The following is a 15,220-nucleotide window of genomic DNA, read 5'->3' as shown; positions in this document are numbered from 1 at the left end:
CCGCCGAAGCGGGTTTTTCCCAAGACCATATCGACTCCCTGTCGGCAGCGATCCTTGCTATGGTCGATCATCCATGACCCTGGAGCACTTCCTGTACTTCAGTTGATGGAGCTAGATTACCCTTCGGATCCAATCCGCAATAGACGACATAGCTACTACCGCGTGTAAGACATTCGCTATAGCCGCCCCATCCGAAAACCCTTAGACGTATCAGTCATCAAGTGCCGAGGTCGCAAGTTTAGCGGCCTGCAGCCATCAGCCGCCCTGACGTTCGTGGGCGTTGGCGTTGGCGTTGGTTTTCAGAAACTCTTCGATATTGCTCATCTGCTCATCCCAACCCCGACTGTCCATGCGGAACGCCTTGAGCCTGCGCGACTGAGGGATGTGATCGAAACCGGACTCGACAACCGTCAACAACGTGCCTTCGTCCATATCCTGGAGTTCGAACTTCACCAGCGTGGTGGGCTCTTGGGAGTAATCGGTATCGGGTTCGATTGCATACGGGTGCCAGCGAAACGAAAACACCCGCTCCGGCTCGACCCGCTCCACCAGTACATTCCACAACAAGTGCTCATAACCAGGATAAGTAATCTGCCCCTGGGTCCACTCTCCGGCGACAAAACGCTTACCTTCTAGTGCCACGCCGAACCATTGCCCAAAGGCTTCGGCATTGGCCAGCACGCGCCAGACCTGCGAGCGCGGCACCTTGAGCAGGATTTTCCTTTCGATGCGATCTGATGCTGGGTTCATAAGTCACCTCCTGTATTGAACAGTAGGCCCGTAAAGACCATAAGACCAACCTAAAAGTTGTATCAAACAGGTGCCGCAATCGACCTTGCCTGAAATATTCGGCCTCATTTTTGGCCATAAGTTCTGGTTTGAAGGGGGAGTCAGCTGGCTGAAACTGCTAACGTTTGCAACGACGTGGAACCCTTACAAGGAAGATTCATGCAGCCTTCACTCACGGAACGTTATCGCGCAACCCTGCTGGGGCTTGCTTGTGGGGATGCCGTTGGCACCCGTGCCGAATTCCAGCCGCGCGGCTCATTCGCCCCTCTGACCGATATGGTTGGGGGCGGCCCGTTCAATCTGAAGCCAGGGCAATGGACCGATGACACCTCAATGGCACTTTGCCTGGCCGAAAGTCTGCTGAACAAAAACGGTTTTGATGCGGCCGACCAAATGGGTCGTTACCTCAACTGGTGGCAATGGGGTTACCTGAGTTCGACCGGCGAATGCTTCGACATTGGTATGACCGTTCGTGAAGCGCTGGCTCGTTATCAGGAAACCGGTCAGCCATTCGCGGGATCCACCGATCCCTATACGGCCGGTAACGGTTCGCTGATGCGGTTAGCGCCAATAGTGTTGTACTACTTTCCCGACCTCGACCGGATCAGAAGGTTTTCCGCAGACAGCTCGCGCACTACCCATGCGGCGCCGGAGGCACTTGAATGCTGTCAGTTGCTTGCCGATCTGATCCGCAAGGCATTGCAAGGCGCGTCCAAGCCGGATTTGCAGAGCCTGCCAGAGACGACCTTCCTGGAACCGAAGGTCGCGAGCATCGCCCGAGGCGATTACCTCGGAAAATCCAAAGACGATATTCGCGGTAGCGGTTACTGCGTTGCATCACTGGAAGCGGCCTTGTGGTGCTTTCACCACACTGACAGTTTTGAAGCCGCCATCCTCGAAGCCGCGAACCTGGGCGACGACGCCGATACCACTGCCGCCATCGTCGGCCAGTTGGCCGGGGCTCACTACGGTGTGCAGGCCATCCCTGACGGCTGGCTTGCGAAATTGCACATGCGCGAAGACATCGAGACCACGGCTGACGCCCTGCTTCGGGCCGCCGCCGCTGCCGACATCTCAGCCACGCAACCAGAGTAAAAGCCCCATGAATAATCTGCATGGCAGCTGCTTGTGCAAAGCCATCGAATACGAACTTGATAGCCTCGACATGCCCATCAGTCACTGCCACTGCCACACCTGCCGCAAGGCGCACGCAGCGGCATTCGCCTCGACAGCCGGGGTCATGCGTGAGCATTTTCGCTGGCTAAAAGGACAGGAGCGGCTAAACACCTATGAGTCGTCGCCGGGCAAGCTTCGGCATTTCTGTTCGATCTGCGGATCGCATCTGATGGCGGAGCGCTTGGCCCAACCCCATGTAATCGTTCGCGTGGCGACGCTCGACGACGATCCGAAAATGACACCTCATGCTCACATCTGGACGTCCCATGACGTGCCCTGGCTTGAATATGAATCGATTGAAAAATGTCCTGAATGGCAGAAATAGTTTCCGGAAACGCCACAAGTGCAGCATCAGGCTGCTGATTTGTTGACTGGCGGCGCCCCGCTACACTGCACCCCAACTTTCCATCACCACTGCGAGCCCATCATGCCCCCACGTTTTCTCCTTGCGTTGACGCCGCTGCTGTTCACCCCCCTTGCGCATGCCATCGACTGCGACAACGCCACCGACCAGTCGACGATGAATCAGTGCGCGGCGCAGCAGAACAAGGCCGCCGACAAGGAGCTGAATGCGCTTTACCAGCAGATCACCACACGGCTGAAGGACGACCCCAACGCGAAAAAGCTGTTGGTCGGTGCGCAGCGCTCATGGATTGCGTTTCGCGATGCCGAGTGCAAGTTCTCGGCGTCCGGGGTGGAGGGTGGCAGTGTGTATCCGCTGATCTACAGCAACTGCACCACCGAGCTGACCAAGGCGCGGGTCGAGGCGTTCAAGACTTACTTGAAGTGCCAGGAAGGGGATTTGAGTTGTCCGGTGCCTGAGGCTTGATGCTGCGGTGTGCTTGAGGACTTCTTCGCGGGCAAGCCTCGCTCCTACAAGGGGCTTTGGCGGTACATAAATTGTGTGTCCACCAAAAAACCAATGTAGGAGCGAGGCTTGCCCGCGAAGGCGTCCGCTCAGGCACCACAATTACCGGACAAATACCTGCGCGGTCGTGATCGCCATATCCCCACCCGGCAACTTGATGCTGCCGATCTGCTTCAGGCTATCGGCATTGAAGATCGCGACATCATTGAACGTTCCGGCCAGGTAAATCTTGCTGCCATCCTTGTTGAAGGAAATGCAGTAGTAAGAGTGATCAAGCGTCGCCGCCTGCAGCATTTTCTTTTGCTTGATGTCGTACTTGGCCAAGCGATTGAGCACGCCGAACATCAGGTTCGGGTCTTTGGGTGAGCGCATGCCGCTGAAGTAGATTTCCGTCAGCGGGCCGAAGTCGGTGGTTTCGGTCTTGCCGGTTTTCAGGTCGATGCTGAACAGCCCGTAGAGGTACTCGGCGGTGGCCGGGTCCTGCTTCTTGTCTTCGGGATACACGCCGCACCGCCAACGTGGTGCGGCGTGACGCAGGTTCAGCGGTAAAACGGAGTGTGAATGCCTTTGTGAACCTCGATTTCTTGCCGCATATCAGCCACCAGCGATGCAATCGCGTGAGGGCTGTCCAGTGTCCATACCGGAACATGAGTGGCCACCAGATCCACTTTGCCGGTCATGCAATCGCAGACCCGAATCGTCAGGGACTGGTCCGCCTCCATGCTGCAAGTGCACACGGCGGGCAGAAAACTGTGTTCAATGATGTTTTGAATTTCCAGGGTTGAAAGGAACATCGCTACCTCCCTCACGCCAGATGTGTGGCCCGGGCAAATGCTCCGTCATTCACCCTTTAGCCCAAAAATTCTAATCCTCAATAGCAGGCGTCTCAAGACCGTAACAGGTTGTTCGTCGTCTCATCAGCTGTCGCGATTTGCGACAAAACCCAGGCTGCCGCCCTTCCCCTTGCATCACTCACCCCCCCATGTGCAGCGCGCGGGCGATGACAGGGCATGGTCAGGCACCTCCTGACCGTATTTCATACCTGTAAACGATGTCCCCGGTTTAAAACGTAAAGGATGTCTCCGGTTTCTACCCGAGCAAGCCCGCTCCCACAGTGGCCGGTGTTGAATGCAGATTTGCAGTTCAACTCGATCAACTGTGGGAGCGGGCTTGCTCGCGAAAGCGATTTTTCAGGCACCGAAAAACTCAAATGTCCCATGCCGCGGGGCTCACAAAAAACGCCCGGGCATTATCCTCAATGCTCTCCAGGTGATACCCGCCCTCCTGCACAATCAGACACGGCAATCCAAGGCTGCGAATCCGCTCGCCCAGCCGTGCAAAGCCTTCCCGCGTCACCGCCACTTTGCTCTGCGGGTCCAGTTCGAAAATATCGAACCCCAGGGACAGCACCAGCACCTGCGCGCCGAACTCCTTCACCGCCGCCAACGCCACTTCCAGCTGCGCAAGAAAGTCCGCCTCACTGGCGCCATGGGCCATCGGCAAGTTGAGGTTGAACCCCTCTCCCGCCCCGACGCCGCGTTCATCGCTGAACCCGGCAACCCCCGGATAGAAGTTGGTCGGATCACCGTGCACCGATACGTACAGCACGTCATCGCGCTCGTAGAAAATCTCCTGAATCCCCTGACCGTGGTGCATGTCGGTGTCGAGCACCGCAACTCGCTCAAACCCTGCGCGCAACACCTGAGCCGCCACCGCTGCGTTGTTCACATAGCAGAAACCACCGGCCGCTTCGGCCCGGGCATGGTGACCGGGTGGACGGCACAAGGCGTATGCGGCCGGCTCGCCATCGAGCAACGCCTGGGCACCGGCAATCGCGCTTTGCGCCGACCAATAGGCCGAGCGCCAGGTTTGCTCACCCACCGGGCAACTGCCGTCCGCCAGATAACACGCGGCTTGGGCAAGAATTCCACGCAAGGCATTGGGCTCGCGGACGAAGATGTTCGACATCACCTCATCGCCCCAATCCTCGGGGATTTCCTTCCAGCGTTGATGAGCTTCCTGCAAGAACGTGAGGTACGGCGCACCGTGGACCGCCAGCAGTGGATCGAGCCCGGCATCGGCCGGTTGCTCGACCGTGAAGCCCAGCGCCTTTGACGCCTGCACCAGCCGTTGGGCGCGCTCGGGCACTTCCTGCGGCGTGCGCATCTGCCCGCGGGAGTAGTAGCTGCGTGGATGGTGGAGCAATTGTTCGGGATGGAAAAAACTGCGCATGGGCTGAGTACCTGTCAGTGTGGCGAGGGGGCTTGCCCCCGTTGGGTCGCGAAGCGACCCCCGGCATTTCAAAGTTAAACCGCATGTAAAGGGTTTACGACTGCTTCGCAGCCGAACGGGGGCGAGCCCCCTCGCCACACAAGCCTCGCTCCCACATGGATTGCGTTTATTCGGCTTTGCCGGCGCGGGCCAGCACCGCGTTGAGCAACACATCGGTGCCCTGACGCACATCTTCGGGCAACACGTCTTCGGCTTCGTTGTGGCTCAATCCGCCAACGCAAGGGATGAACACCATGGCCGTCGGACAGAACCGCGCGAGGTGAATCGCATCGTGACCGGCACCGCTGACAATCGATTGCTGAGCGTAGCCCAGCGCATCCACCGCTTGTTGCACCGCCGCCACGCAATCGGCGTCGAACGGGGTGGCCGGGCTGATCCAGTGCGGGGTGATCGTCACCGTCAAACCGCGACCGTCGGCGATTGCCTGGAGCCGCGCACGCACCTGCTGCTCCATCGCATCGATGGCTTCGTCGCGGTGATGACGCAGGTCGACGGTGAAATTCACCAGCCCCGGAATGGTGTTGCGCGACGATTTATTGATACTCAACTCGCCGACGGTCGTCAGGCCTTCGGGGGCAAAATCGCTGGCCAGGCCTTCGATTGCCTGGATCATTCGCGCCACGCCGTACAAGGCGTCCTTGCGCAACGGCATCGGCGTAGTACCGGCGTGGGCAGCCATGCCTTCGACGCGCACGTCGAGCCAGCGAATCGCCTGGCCACCGCTGACCACGCCGATGCTCTTGGCGTTGTCTTCAAGGATCGGCCCCTGTTCGATGTGCGCTTCAAAGTAAGCATCCACCGCGCCGCCCAGCGGGCGCTCGCCGGCATAACCGGTGCGTTGCAGCGCTTCGGCGACGCTGATGCCATCCACATCACGTACCGCCAGTGCCGCGTCCAGTTCCATGATGCCGGTGAACACCGCCGAGCCGAACATCGCCGGAGTGAAGCGCGCGCCTTCCTCGTTGGTCCACACCGCCACTTCCAGCGGCTTGCGGGTCTGGATGCCGAGGTCGTTGAGGCACCGCACCACTTCCAGACCGGCGAGCACACCGTAGACGCCGTCGAACCGCCCGCCTTCGGGTTGAGTATCGAGGTGGCTGCCCATCATCACCGGTGCGGCGCCCGGCTCAGTGCCGGCGCGACGGGCGAACAGGTTGCCGATGGCATCCACGCTCAGGGTCATGCCGGCTTCGCGGCACCATTGAGCAAACAGTTCGCGGCCCGCCTTGTCTTCATCGCTAAGCGCCAGTCGGCAACTGCCGCCACGAGCCGTCGCACCGATTTCGGCCATGGCCATCAAGCTCGCCCACAGGCGTTCACCATTAATTTTCAACATGCGTTACTCCTGGAAAATATTGATCAAGCGGTTGACGGCCTAAACGCTCAAGACCTGCGACACCGGTTCACCGGCACGCAGCCGCTCCAACAAGCGCGGCTCGGCGCGATCGGAAGCCCGCGCGCGCTCGATGACGTTTTGCGCGGTGATCGGATCGAGGAACAGCACGCCGTTGTCGTCCGCCAGCACGAAATCCCCGGGATGCACCGTGACGCCGGCACAGTGGATCGGCTGATTGATCTGGCTGTCGCCGCGGCCATGCAGCTTGGTGGTCAGCAGGCTGGTGCCACGAGCGAAGACCGGTAAGCCCGCCTCACGCAACTCCAGCAAGTCGGTCACCGCGCCGTCCACCACGATGCCCACCGCACCGGCGCAACTCGCGGCGCAACTGGTGACCGCGCCGACCGGCGCATGCTGCCAGTCGCCATCGGTGTCGATCACCAGCACATCGCCTGGCTGGATGAGCGCCAGGGCCTGGTTGACCGCGATGGCATCGGCGCCCACCAGTTTCAGGGTCAGTGCACGGCCGACCAGTCTCACATTGGGCACCATGGCTCGCAGTTGCGAGTCGGCAAAACCCTCCTCGAGAAAATGCCCGAGGGTTGGAAAACTCACCGCGTTGAGCTGCTCGATCAGCTGCGATTCATCCACGTTGCGCCTCCTTGGCAATCAACTCGGCCACGCAATCGATTTCCAGCGACACGCCCCACAGTGCTACACACACAGTGGTCCGAGCCGGCGGCGCATGGCCGAGGAACTCGCGATACACCGCGTTGAACGGCTCCAGTTGCGCGGGATCGGTGAGGTACGCGTTGACCTTGATCACGTGGCTGAAGTCGGACCCGGCTTCAATCAGGATCGCCTGCAGATTGCGCAAGGTTTGTCGCACTTGTTCGGTGAAACTGGCGGGCTGGTCATCGAGCCCGCTCTGGGCCGGAATCTGCCCGGCGGTGAACACCAGATGACCGCTGACCACCGCCTGGGAGTAAGGGCCGACCGGGCCGATGAAGCCCGGGGCTGACTGAATTCTGCGCATGTTGTTGAACTCCATGGATCAGGCCGCAGCCGATTTGGCAGGTTTGCCGAAGGCAGGATCGTCGGCCGGAACCGCTGCCGGGACTTCGCTGATGTCTCGCTTGAAGGTCTCGGTCAGCAACAACAGCGCCACCAACGAAATCAACGCCGCGCCGATCATGTACCAGGCCACCGAGGAGCCTTTACCGGTAGCCGCCAGTAATGCGGTGGTGACGATGGGCGTTGCCGCACTGCCGAGCAGACCGGACAACATGTAGCTGATCGACAACCCGGAATAGCGCACTCGCGTGCCGAACAGTTCGGCGAGGAAGGTCGCGATCGGCCCGTAGTTGGCAGCGAACGCGGTCATCAACAACAGGTAGCCGAAGATCACACAGGGCAACTCTTTGGTGTCCATCAACCAGAACATCGGGAACGCCACCAACGCCTCGGCCACGATGCCGGCGACGATGATCGGCTTACGTCCGTAGCGATCCGACAGCGCGCCGAACACCGGCAACATGACGATGCACCAGGCGCAGGACAGCAACACCACGCCGAGCATCACGCTGCGGCTGAAACCCAGATTCTGCGTGCCGTACGTCAAGCCGAAGGCAACGATGATGTTGAACGACGCCCCGGTCGACATGGTGGCGATTCCGCCCAGCACCACTTGTTTCCAGTACTTGCGAAACACTTCAGCCAGAGGCATCTTCACCTGGACTTCGGCTTCCTTGACCTTGTTGAAGGCCGGGGTTTCAGCGATGTTCAAGCGGATGTACAAGCCCACGGCGATCAGCAGCACGCTGGCCAGGAACGGGATACGCCAGCCCCAAGCCAACAGGTCTTCAGGCGACAGCCACGCCGCAATCACGAGGAAGGCCAGGTTGGCAATCATGGTCCCGGCCGGGACGCCGATCTGTACCCACGAGCCGTACAAGCCGCGTTTGTTGGCGGGCGCATGTTCCACCGCCATCAGCACCGCACCGCCCCACTCGCCACCCAACGCCAGGCCTTGAATCACCCTCAGCAGCAACAACAGGATCGGCGCCCAGATACCAATGGCCGCGTAGTTGGGTAATAACCCGATGGCGAACGTTGCGGCACCCATGGTCAACAGCGAAACCAACAACATCGACTTGCGTCCCAAGCGGTCACCGAAATGACCGAACAGTGCCGCGCCGACAATCCGCGCCAGATAGGCCGAAGCAAACGTACCGAATGCCAGTAATGTACCGATCAACGGATCGAAATCCGGAAAGAACACTTTGTTGAACACCAGCGCCGAAGCCGTGGCGAACACAAACAGGTCGTACCATTCCACCGTAGTGCCGATCACACTGGCCACGGCAACTTTCTTCATGCTAATTGCAACTTCCGGAGGGGCGCCGGACTTTTCTACAGGCGATAGATCGCTCATTACTGTCTCCAGGAGTTCATCAAGAACTCATATGTAATTGTTTTAACTGGCAGTAAAACGTTCGGGGTGAGGGATTGTTGTTATATAGCACCCAACTAAATGGGCGAATTTGCAAGGCGCTTTCTTATTAATAACCGAGTGTTCGGTCCGCACAATTCAATAACGGCTCACCGGCATTTAAACGGCGAAAGTTCTCTGCTACTTGTTCGGCGATACAGTCGTGGGAAGCCGCGGACGCCATGTGCGGGGTGATGGTGACGCCGGGCATTGTCCAGAGACGGTGATCGACCGGCAGCGGTTCTTGTTCGAAAACATCCAGCAACGCACCGCGCAGTTTTCCTCGGGCCAGCGCGTGTTCGAGGTCGTCGATATTCAGATGCCCGCCCCGACCACAATTGACCAGTGCGGCACCATTGGCGAGCCGCTCGAACGTTGCACTGCCGAGGATGCCGCGGGTTTCGCTGGTCAGCGGCAACAGGTTAATCAGCAACTCCAATCCATCGAGAAACGGGTTCAGTTTTTCCGCACCGGCGAACGTCTGTACGCCCGGCAAGTCCTTGCTGCGGCGCGCCCAACCACGAACGTCGTAACCGGCGGCAGCCAGGTCCTGGGCAATCGCGCTGCCCAACGATCCAAGCCCCATCACCCCAACCTTGAACTGCCTCGCTGCCCGTTGCAGCGGCCGCTCCCAACGCTGTTCCCGTTGTTGCTCCAGCACCTGATCGAAGCCGCGGTGATAGTGAATCACCGCCCAGCGCACGTACTCGGTCATGCCTTGGCGGTGGCCGGGATCGACCACTCGGCACACCGGCAAGTCCGGACACGACGGGTCATGATCCAGGTGATCGATACCGGCGGCCACCGAGTGAATGACTTGCAGGTTCGGCAATGCGCCGAGGCTGCCCGGCAAGGGAAACCAGCACGCGGCAATCTGCGCGTTGGCGGCTTGTGGATCATCGGCCAACACCGTGGCGAGTTGCGGCGCACTGCGGGCAAACGCAGCCTGCAATTGCTTGAGCAGCAGGGTGTCACGGGACAGCAAAACCACGGTGTTGATGACAGGGCTCATGACAAATAGGACTCGCGCTGGGATTCGATCAGGGTCAGGGCGGCCTCCCAGGCCAGGTCGATGATGTTGTCCTGTTCATCACGGTCAAACTGTTCGGCGGTATGTGCGCACACTTCCGGGGACGGGTAATGCAGCGCCGAACCACCAGACAGTGCCTGAACCTGCGCCTGACAGGCACGCTCCAGGAAGTGAATCTCCTGGAACGCCTGGGCTACGCCGGAGCCGCCGACCAACAAGCCATGATTGCGCAGGATCATCGCCCGATGCGGGCCCAGATCGGCAATCAAACGCTCGCGCTCATCCAGCGACAGGGCGATGCCTTCATAGGTGTGGTACGCCAACTTGCCGTAGAACTTCAGCGCGTGCTGACTGATCGGCAGCAGTCCTTGCTTCTGCGCGGCTACGGCCATGCCGGCGGCGGTGTGGGTATGGATCACGCAGTTCAGGTCCGGGCGAGCCATGTGGATCGCCGAGTGGATAACGAAGCCTGCGGCGTTGACCCGATGACCTTCGTAGGCCGGATCGACCACTCGCCCGTCCTGATCGATGCGCACCAGATCCGAAGCGCGCATGCGGTCGAAAATCACCCCGTAGCGGTTGATCAGAAAATGATGCTCAGGCCCTGGAATCCGCAGGGTGATATGAGTGTCGATCAAGTCGGTCATGCGAAAGTGCGCGACCAGGCGATACAGCGCAGCCAGTTCGCAACGGGCTTGCCATTCAACCGGGCCAATGTGTTCAGGTTTACTCACGAATACACCTCTTTAGCAGCTTGGGTGACGACCGGGTTGGCGCGCAGGCGGGCCAGGCCGCAAACACCGATCAAGGACAGGGCCGACAGCAACGTGAAGAACACCGCCAATGGCAGCCACTGCCCGGAAAACTTGCTCGCCAGCAGCGTGCCGATCAGCGGCGTGGTGCCGCCAGCGAGCGCGCAACTCAACTGGTATGCGATAGAAATGCCCGAGTAGCGCAGGTGCACCGGGAACGCCTGGGTCATGTAACCGGCAATCACCGCGTACAGCGCCGAGAGAATCACCACCGCCAGAGCGATGCCGACGGTCATCAGCACAATGTTCTGTGTGCCCACCAGCATGAACATCGGGTACGGCGTAACCATGCACAGCAGCGCGACGAGTTTGAGGAAGCGGCCTTCGCCAATGCGCTCGGCCAGCAGCGCGGAGAGCGGTTGCGAGAGCAGCTGAATGACGGTTACCAGAAACAGGCAATCGAGAATCGTCGAGCGCGGGATGCCCTGATACTGGGTGACGTAGGTGATCATGAACGTGTTGGTGAAGAAGAACCCGGCGGAACCGATAGTCACGGCGGCGGCTGCGAACAGGATCTGCCGCCAGCAGGTTCGAATCACATCCTTCACCGGGTATTTGGCGGTCTCGTTGTTGTCCTTCGCCTTGGCGAATTCCGGCGACTCATGCACCCCGGAGCGGATCATCAGGCCGACCATCATCAGCACACCGCTGGCGAGAAACGGCAGACGCCAGCCCCAGGCGAGGAAGTCCTCCGGCTCGAGGGATGTCACCAAGCGAAAGGCGATCAACGCCAGCAGCAAACCCGCCGGGCTGCCGAGTTGCGCGAACGATGCATAGAACGTCTTGCGCTTGGCCGGTGCGTGCTCGCTGGCCATCAACACCGCCCCGCCCCACTCGCCACCGACTGAAATGCCCTGGATCAACCGCAGCACGATCAGCCCGATCGGCGCCCAGATACCGGCGCTGGCGTAGCTCGGCAACATCCCGATGCCGGCGGTGGCCAGCCCCATCAGCGCCATGGTCACCAGCAGCATTTTCTTGCGACCGAGGCGATCACCCAAATGACCGAACACCATGCCGGCCATTGGGCGAGCGATGAAGCCGACGGCGAAACTGCCGAACGCTGCCAGGGTGCTCATCACCGGGTCGTGGCTGGGAAAGAACACTTGCCCGAGCACCAGCGCCGCAGCCGTGGCGTAAATGTAAAAGTCGTAGAACTCGATGGTCGTGCCAATGAAGGCTGCCGCCGCCGCTCGACGCGGTTGAGGGGTAGTGTGCATGCAAGGACCCTGTGTATTTATAGTTTTGGGCAGGTACTGAAGGCTGTTTACGGATTGCACTCTGTGGCGCTTGTTAGCTTTATCGCTTCCGTGCCAGGATTAGTCAATTTTCAAATTCTTATCTTTACTATTAGCCTTGCTACTACATGGAATTTTTATGCCCTCCATTTCTAACCCTTGGGTTGGTCGCCGCTTTCTGAATGACCGCCTCGACTGGAACCTGTTACGCACCTATTTGGTGATCGGCCAGGAAGGCAGCATGAGCCGGGCCGCCGCGCGATTACACATCACGCAGTCAGCCGTCAGCCAGGCGTTGAAACGGCTGGAAGAACAATTGGAATGTGTGTTGATTGCCCGTAGTGGGCGTCGGTTTGATCTGACGGAAACCGGGGAGGAAGTCCTGCGTATTGCGGCGGATATTTACGGCGATATTTCGCGTCTGGGAACGGTGGTGGAGAGTCGTAACGACGACGTGGTCGGCAAGATTCGCATCCTTACCGTCAGCGGCGTGCAAGCACGACATTACGACGAGTTCCTCGCCGATTTCCACGAAACCCATCCGAAAATCGAATTTGAAGTCGAAGTGATGGGCAGCTCGAACATCATCAGTTCACTGCTGCAAAAGACCGCGACCGTTGGCGTTGGCTTGTGCCGTTTACCGCAGCCGCGACTGGAACAGCGAGTACTGTTTCGCGAGACTTATGCGTACTTTTGTGGGCAGCGCCATCGACTGTTCGGACAAGAGAACCTGACCCTGGAACAGCTCGCGGCGGAGAATTTCGTGAGCTTCACCAGCGACCAGCTCGGGGGCAATCTGTCGCCGTTGACACTGTTTCGCGATCAACAAGGATTCACTGGCAAGATCGTTGCGTCATCAACGAGTTTCGAAGAAATCTATCGTTTGATCTGCGCAGGTTTCGGCATTGGCTGTCTACCGACACACTTGGTGCGCAGGGATGTCGAGCAAGGCTTGCTGTGGCGTTTGCCGCCGGAAGATGGCGTGGTGGATTTCGATATCCAGCTGTTGTGGAATCGCGAGCAGAAGATGAGTCAGGCCGAAACCGTGTTTCTGGAGAGCTTCCAGCACATGCTCAGTATTCGTGAGCCTGTGCTGTGAAGCTTTGATCGTTAGACGTGAGGGTCGCCCGGCGCTTTGCTCGGCACGGCATATTGCGGCTTCAGGTGGCCGTCCTGATCGAGCAGCCAGGCGTCCATGATCTGCCGCACCACGGGACCGGCGACGCGACCACCAGCCTCGCCGTTCTCGATCATCACCGAAATGACAATCTTCGGATGCTCAGCCGGGGCAAAACCGACGAACAAGGCGTTGTCGCGGTTACGCTCCAGGGTTTTCGCCCGGTTGTAGCGTTCACCCTGCTTGATCGCCACCACTTGCGCCGTACCACTCTTGCCGGCGATGCGGTATTGAGCCCCCGCCGCTGCCGCTCGGGCAATCCCGCGAGCGTCGTGCATCACCATCTGCATGCCGTGGTTGACCTGCTCCCAGTCACGCGGGTCCTTGAGCAGGATGTTCGGCATCGGATGCTCGTCCACCGGCGCTACACCATCCACGGTCTTGGCCAGGTGTGGTCGGTTCCATACACCCTTGTTGGCAATCAGCGCTGTAGCCTGGGCGAGTTGCAGAGGCGTGACCTGCATGTAGCCCTGGCCGATGCCAAGGATCACGGTTTCACCCGGGAACCATGCCTGACGGCGCGTGGCGCGCTTCCAGGCTTGGGACGGCATCAACCCGGGAGACTCCTCGAACATGTCCAGCGAGACCTTCTCGCCGAGGCCGAACATCGCCATGTAGTCGTGCAGACGGTCGATCCCCAGCTTGTGCGCCAGATCGTAGAAGTAGGTGTCGTTGGAGCGCATGATCGCCGCGTCCATGTCCACCCAGCCATCGCCACTGTGGTTCCAGTTGCGGTATTTATGATCGAAATCCGGTAGCTGGTAGTAACCCGGATCGAAGACGCGGGTCTGCGCAGTGACCACCCCGGTGTCGAGGCCGGCAATAGCCACTTCCGGCTTGATGGTCGAGCCCGGCGCGTAGAGCCCACGCAGCACACGATTGAACAGCGGCCGGTCGATGGAATCGTGTAACGCCGCGTATTCCTTGAAGCTGATGCCGGTCACAAACAAATTCGGGTCAAAACTGGGCTTACTGACCATCGCGAGCACTTCGCCGGTCGACGGATCGAGAGCGACCACCGAACCGCGACGATCACCCAAGGCTTCCTCGGCGGCTTCCTGAAGTTTGACGTCGAGGCTCAGAACGATGTTTTTGCCGGGGATCGGATCGGTGTGTTTGAGCACTCGCAGCACGCGGCCCTGAGCGTTGGTTTCGACTTCTTCATAACCCACATGGCCGTGCAACTCGGGCTCGTAGAATTTCTCGATACCGGTCTTGCCGATGGATTGAGTGCCACGGTATTCCACCGTATCCAGGGCTTTGGATTCTTTCTCGTTGATGCGGCCGACGTAGCCGATCGAGTGTGCGAAGTGTGCGCCCATCGGGTAGTGGCGAACGAACTGTGGCTCTACGTCAATCCCTGGCAGACGGAACTCGTTGACCGCCAGCACGGCGATCTGTTCTTCGCTGAGTTCATAGAACAAGGTGACGGGCACGAAGGGGTGCCGGGCCTGCTTCATTGCCTTGTCGAACAGCGTGCGGTCTTCAGCCGGCAGGTGCAGGAGGTTGACCACCTCATCCAGCTCTTCTGTGACGTCGGAGGCGCGTTCGCGGGTGATGGTCAGGTTGAAACTGGGCCGGTTGTCCGCCAGAAGCACGCCGTTGCGGTCATAAATCAACCCGCGGGTGGGGGCGATCGGCAATACGTGTACACGGTTGTTTTCGGAGATCGTCGAGTGGTAGTCGTACTCGACCACCTGCAGAACATACAGGCGCACCACCAGCGCGCAGGTAATAGCGACGACGAACAAGGCGCAGGCCATTAGTCTTTTGTTGACCAGGCGCGTCTCTTTTTCGTGATCCTTGATTGGTATTGGTTCAGGCATTTCTGCAGCAGCTCTTTGACTGTAGAGGAGGTGCCGATTCGTAGGCTTGAAATAAGCCCGTGCAAAAGGGCTGCACCATTCCAAAAACGGCATGGCTACTTTAGCGCCGGTTCTCCCGAAACTTCATGAACAATGCAGCTTTACCCAAAATAGCCAGCACGGCACTTTCCTGCGGACAAAACAAA

The 15,220-nt window shown here is 59.4% G+C and carries 15 protein-coding genes and 1 pseudogene; 4 read left to right on the top strand and 12 right to left on the bottom strand.

The genetic code is table 11. The features are described from left to right. Window positions 1-255: 255 nt before the first annotated feature. The gene (locus tag PMI30_RS02620) at window positions 256-750 is read right to left on the bottom strand and encodes an SRPBCC family protein (protein WP_008014433.1); all 495 of its coding nucleotides are present in this window, start codon (window positions 748-750) and stop codon (window positions 256-258) included. A 198-nt stretch (window positions 751-948) separates the two neighbouring features. On the opposite strand from PMI30_RS02620, the gene PMI30_RS02625 reads away from it, so the two are divergent. The 3 genes from PMI30_RS02625 (at window position 949) to PMI30_RS02635 (ending at window position 2,794) form a co-directional block, all read left to right on the top strand. Continuing rightward, the gene (locus PMI30_RS02625) at window positions 949-1,884 is read left to right on the top strand and encodes an ADP-ribosylglycohydrolase family protein (protein WP_008014431.1); all 936 of its coding nucleotides are present in this window, start codon (window positions 949-951) and stop codon (window positions 1,882-1,884) included. A 7-nt stretch (window positions 1,885-1,891) separates the two neighbouring features. Further along, window positions 1,892-2,290: a GFA family protein gene (locus tag PMI30_RS02630; RefSeq protein ID WP_008014429.1), complete on the top strand. Its 399-nt coding sequence runs from the start codon at window positions 1,892-1,894 to the stop codon at window positions 2,288-2,290. Between the two features lie 102 nt (window positions 2,291-2,392). Beyond that, window positions 2,393-2,794 carry a lysozyme inhibitor LprI family protein gene (locus tag PMI30_RS02635; protein WP_008014426.1) on the top strand — a complete coding sequence of 134 codons (402 nt, stop codon included), beginning with the start codon at window positions 2,393-2,395 and terminating at the stop codon, window positions 2,792-2,794. A gap of 141 nt (window positions 2,795-2,935) precedes the next feature. On the opposite strand, the pseudogene PMI30_RS02640 reads toward PMI30_RS02635, so the two are convergent. From PMI30_RS02640 to PMI30_RS02685, 10 genes and pseudogenes are all read right to left on the bottom strand, one after another. Further along, window positions 2,936-3,415, bottom strand: a pseudogene (locus PMI30_RS02640) (quinohemoprotein amine dehydrogenase subunit beta); the annotation flags it as partial. Continuing rightward, window positions 3,373-3,627 (bottom strand): DUF1652 domain-containing protein, encoded by a 255-nt coding sequence (locus tag PMI30_RS02645; RefSeq protein WP_008014424.1) that lies wholly within the window; start codon window positions 3,625-3,627, stop codon window positions 3,373-3,375. The pseudogene PMI30_RS02640 and the gene PMI30_RS02645, both read right to left, overlap by 43 nt. 412 nt (window positions 3,628-4,039) lie before the next feature. Further along, a complete protein-coding gene (locus PMI30_RS02650) occupies window positions 4,040-5,065 on the bottom strand; it encodes a histone deacetylase family protein (protein WP_008014423.1) in 1,026 nt (341 codons plus the stop codon). Between the two features lie 166 nt (window positions 5,066-5,231). Then, window positions 5,232-6,461 (bottom strand): Zn-dependent hydrolase, encoded by a 1,230-nt coding sequence (locus PMI30_RS02655; protein ID WP_008014422.1) that lies wholly within the window; start codon window positions 6,459-6,461, stop codon window positions 5,232-5,234. Window positions 6,462-6,500: 39 nt separating this feature from the next. Then, window positions 6,501-7,112 (bottom strand): RraA family protein, encoded by a 612-nt coding sequence (locus PMI30_RS02660; RefSeq protein ID WP_008014421.1) that lies wholly within the window; start codon window positions 7,110-7,112, stop codon window positions 6,501-6,503. Next, a complete protein-coding gene (locus tag PMI30_RS02665) occupies window positions 7,105-7,497 on the bottom strand; it encodes a RidA family protein (protein ID WP_008014420.1) in 393 nt (130 codons plus the stop codon). Before PMI30_RS02665 ends, PMI30_RS02660 begins: the two co-directional genes overlap by 8 nt. 18 nt (window positions 7,498-7,515) lie before the next feature. Then, the gene (locus tag PMI30_RS02670) at window positions 7,516-8,895 is read right to left on the bottom strand and encodes an MFS transporter (RefSeq protein WP_008014419.1); all 1,380 of its coding nucleotides are present in this window, start codon (window positions 8,893-8,895) and stop codon (window positions 7,516-7,518) included. A 127-nt stretch (window positions 8,896-9,022) separates the two neighbouring features. Then, entirely contained in the window at window positions 9,023-9,964 is a 942-nt protein-coding gene (locus PMI30_RS02675; protein ID WP_008014418.1) for a 2-hydroxyacid dehydrogenase, read from the bottom strand. Then, window positions 9,961-10,716, bottom strand: a complete 756-nt coding sequence (locus PMI30_RS02680) for a class II aldolase/adducin family protein (RefSeq protein WP_008014417.1) — start codon at window positions 10,714-10,716, stop codon at window positions 9,961-9,963. The genes PMI30_RS02675 and PMI30_RS02680 overlap by 4 nt, the downstream gene beginning before the upstream one ends. Further along, window positions 10,713-12,014 carry an MFS transporter gene (locus tag PMI30_RS02685; RefSeq protein ID WP_008014416.1) on the bottom strand — a complete coding sequence of 434 codons (1,302 nt, stop codon included), beginning with the start codon at window positions 12,012-12,014 and terminating at the stop codon, window positions 10,713-10,715. Before PMI30_RS02685 ends, PMI30_RS02680 begins: the two co-directional genes overlap by 4 nt. A gap of 157 nt (window positions 12,015-12,171) precedes the next feature. On the opposite strand from PMI30_RS02685, the gene PMI30_RS02690 reads away from it, so the two are divergent. Beyond that, window positions 12,172-13,131, top strand: a complete 960-nt coding sequence (locus PMI30_RS02690) for a LysR family transcriptional regulator (protein WP_008014414.1) — start codon at window positions 12,172-12,174, stop codon at window positions 13,129-13,131. An 11-nt stretch (window positions 13,132-13,142) separates the two neighbouring features. Here PMI30_RS02690 and mrdA read toward each other — a convergent pair whose 3' ends face one another. Next, window positions 13,143-15,035, bottom strand: coding sequence for a penicillin-binding protein 2 (mrdA, locus tag PMI30_RS02695; protein WP_008014411.1), 1,893 nt, complete (start codon window positions 15,033-15,035; stop codon window positions 13,143-13,145). Window positions 15,036-15,220 lie beyond the last annotated feature (185 nt).

This window comes from Pseudomonas sp. GM50, from assembly GCF_000282375.1.
GTDB lineage: Bacteria > Pseudomonadota > Gammaproteobacteria > Pseudomonadales > Pseudomonadaceae > Aquipseudomonas.
This window is presented reverse-complemented; position numbering and strand designations above follow the sequence as displayed.

Excerpts from the sequence above, each read along its gene's own strand:
- PMI30_RS02650 (WP_008014423.1), bottom strand. The coding sequence starts at position 5,065 with ATGCGCAGTTTTTTCCATCCCGAACAATTGCTCCACCATCCACGCAGC.
- PMI30_RS02630 (WP_008014429.1), top strand. The coding sequence starts at position 1,892 with ATGAATAATCTGCATGGCAGCTGCTTGTGCAAAGCCATCGAATACGAA.
- PMI30_RS02655 (WP_008014422.1), bottom strand. The coding sequence starts at position 6,461 with ATGTTGAAAATTAATGGTGAACGCCTGTGGGCGAGCTTGATGGCCATG.
- PMI30_RS02620 (WP_008014433.1), bottom strand. The coding sequence starts at position 750 with ATGAACCCAGCATCAGATCGCATCGAAAGGAAAATCCTGCTCAAGGTG.
- mrdA (WP_008014411.1), bottom strand. The coding sequence starts at position 15,035 with ATGCCTGAACCAATACCAATCAAGGATCACGAAAAAGAGACGCGCCTG.
- PMI30_RS02670 (WP_008014419.1), bottom strand. The coding sequence starts at position 8,895 with ATGAGCGATCTATCGCCTGTAGAAAAGTCCGGCGCCCCTCCGGAAGTT.
- PMI30_RS02635 (WP_008014426.1), top strand. The coding sequence starts at position 2,393 with ATGCCCCCACGTTTTCTCCTTGCGTTGACGCCGCTGCTGTTCACCCCC.
- PMI30_RS02690 (WP_008014414.1), top strand. The coding sequence starts at position 12,172 with ATGCCCTCCATTTCTAACCCTTGGGTTGGTCGCCGCTTTCTGAATGAC.
- PMI30_RS02625 (WP_008014431.1), top strand. The coding sequence starts at position 949 with ATGCAGCCTTCACTCACGGAACGTTATCGCGCAACCCTGCTGGGGCTT.
- PMI30_RS02675 (WP_008014418.1), bottom strand. The coding sequence starts at position 9,964 with ATGAGCCCTGTCATCAACACCGTGGTTTTGCTGTCCCGTGACACCCTG.
- PMI30_RS02665 (WP_008014420.1), bottom strand. The coding sequence starts at position 7,497 with ATGCGCAGAATTCAGTCAGCCCCGGGCTTCATCGGCCCGGTCGGCCCT.
- PMI30_RS02685 (WP_008014416.1), bottom strand. The coding sequence starts at position 12,014 with ATGCACACTACCCCTCAACCGCGTCGAGCGGCGGCGGCAGCCTTCATT.
- PMI30_RS02645 (WP_008014424.1), bottom strand. The coding sequence starts at position 3,627 with ATGTTCCTTTCAACCCTGGAAATTCAAAACATCATTGAACACAGTTTT.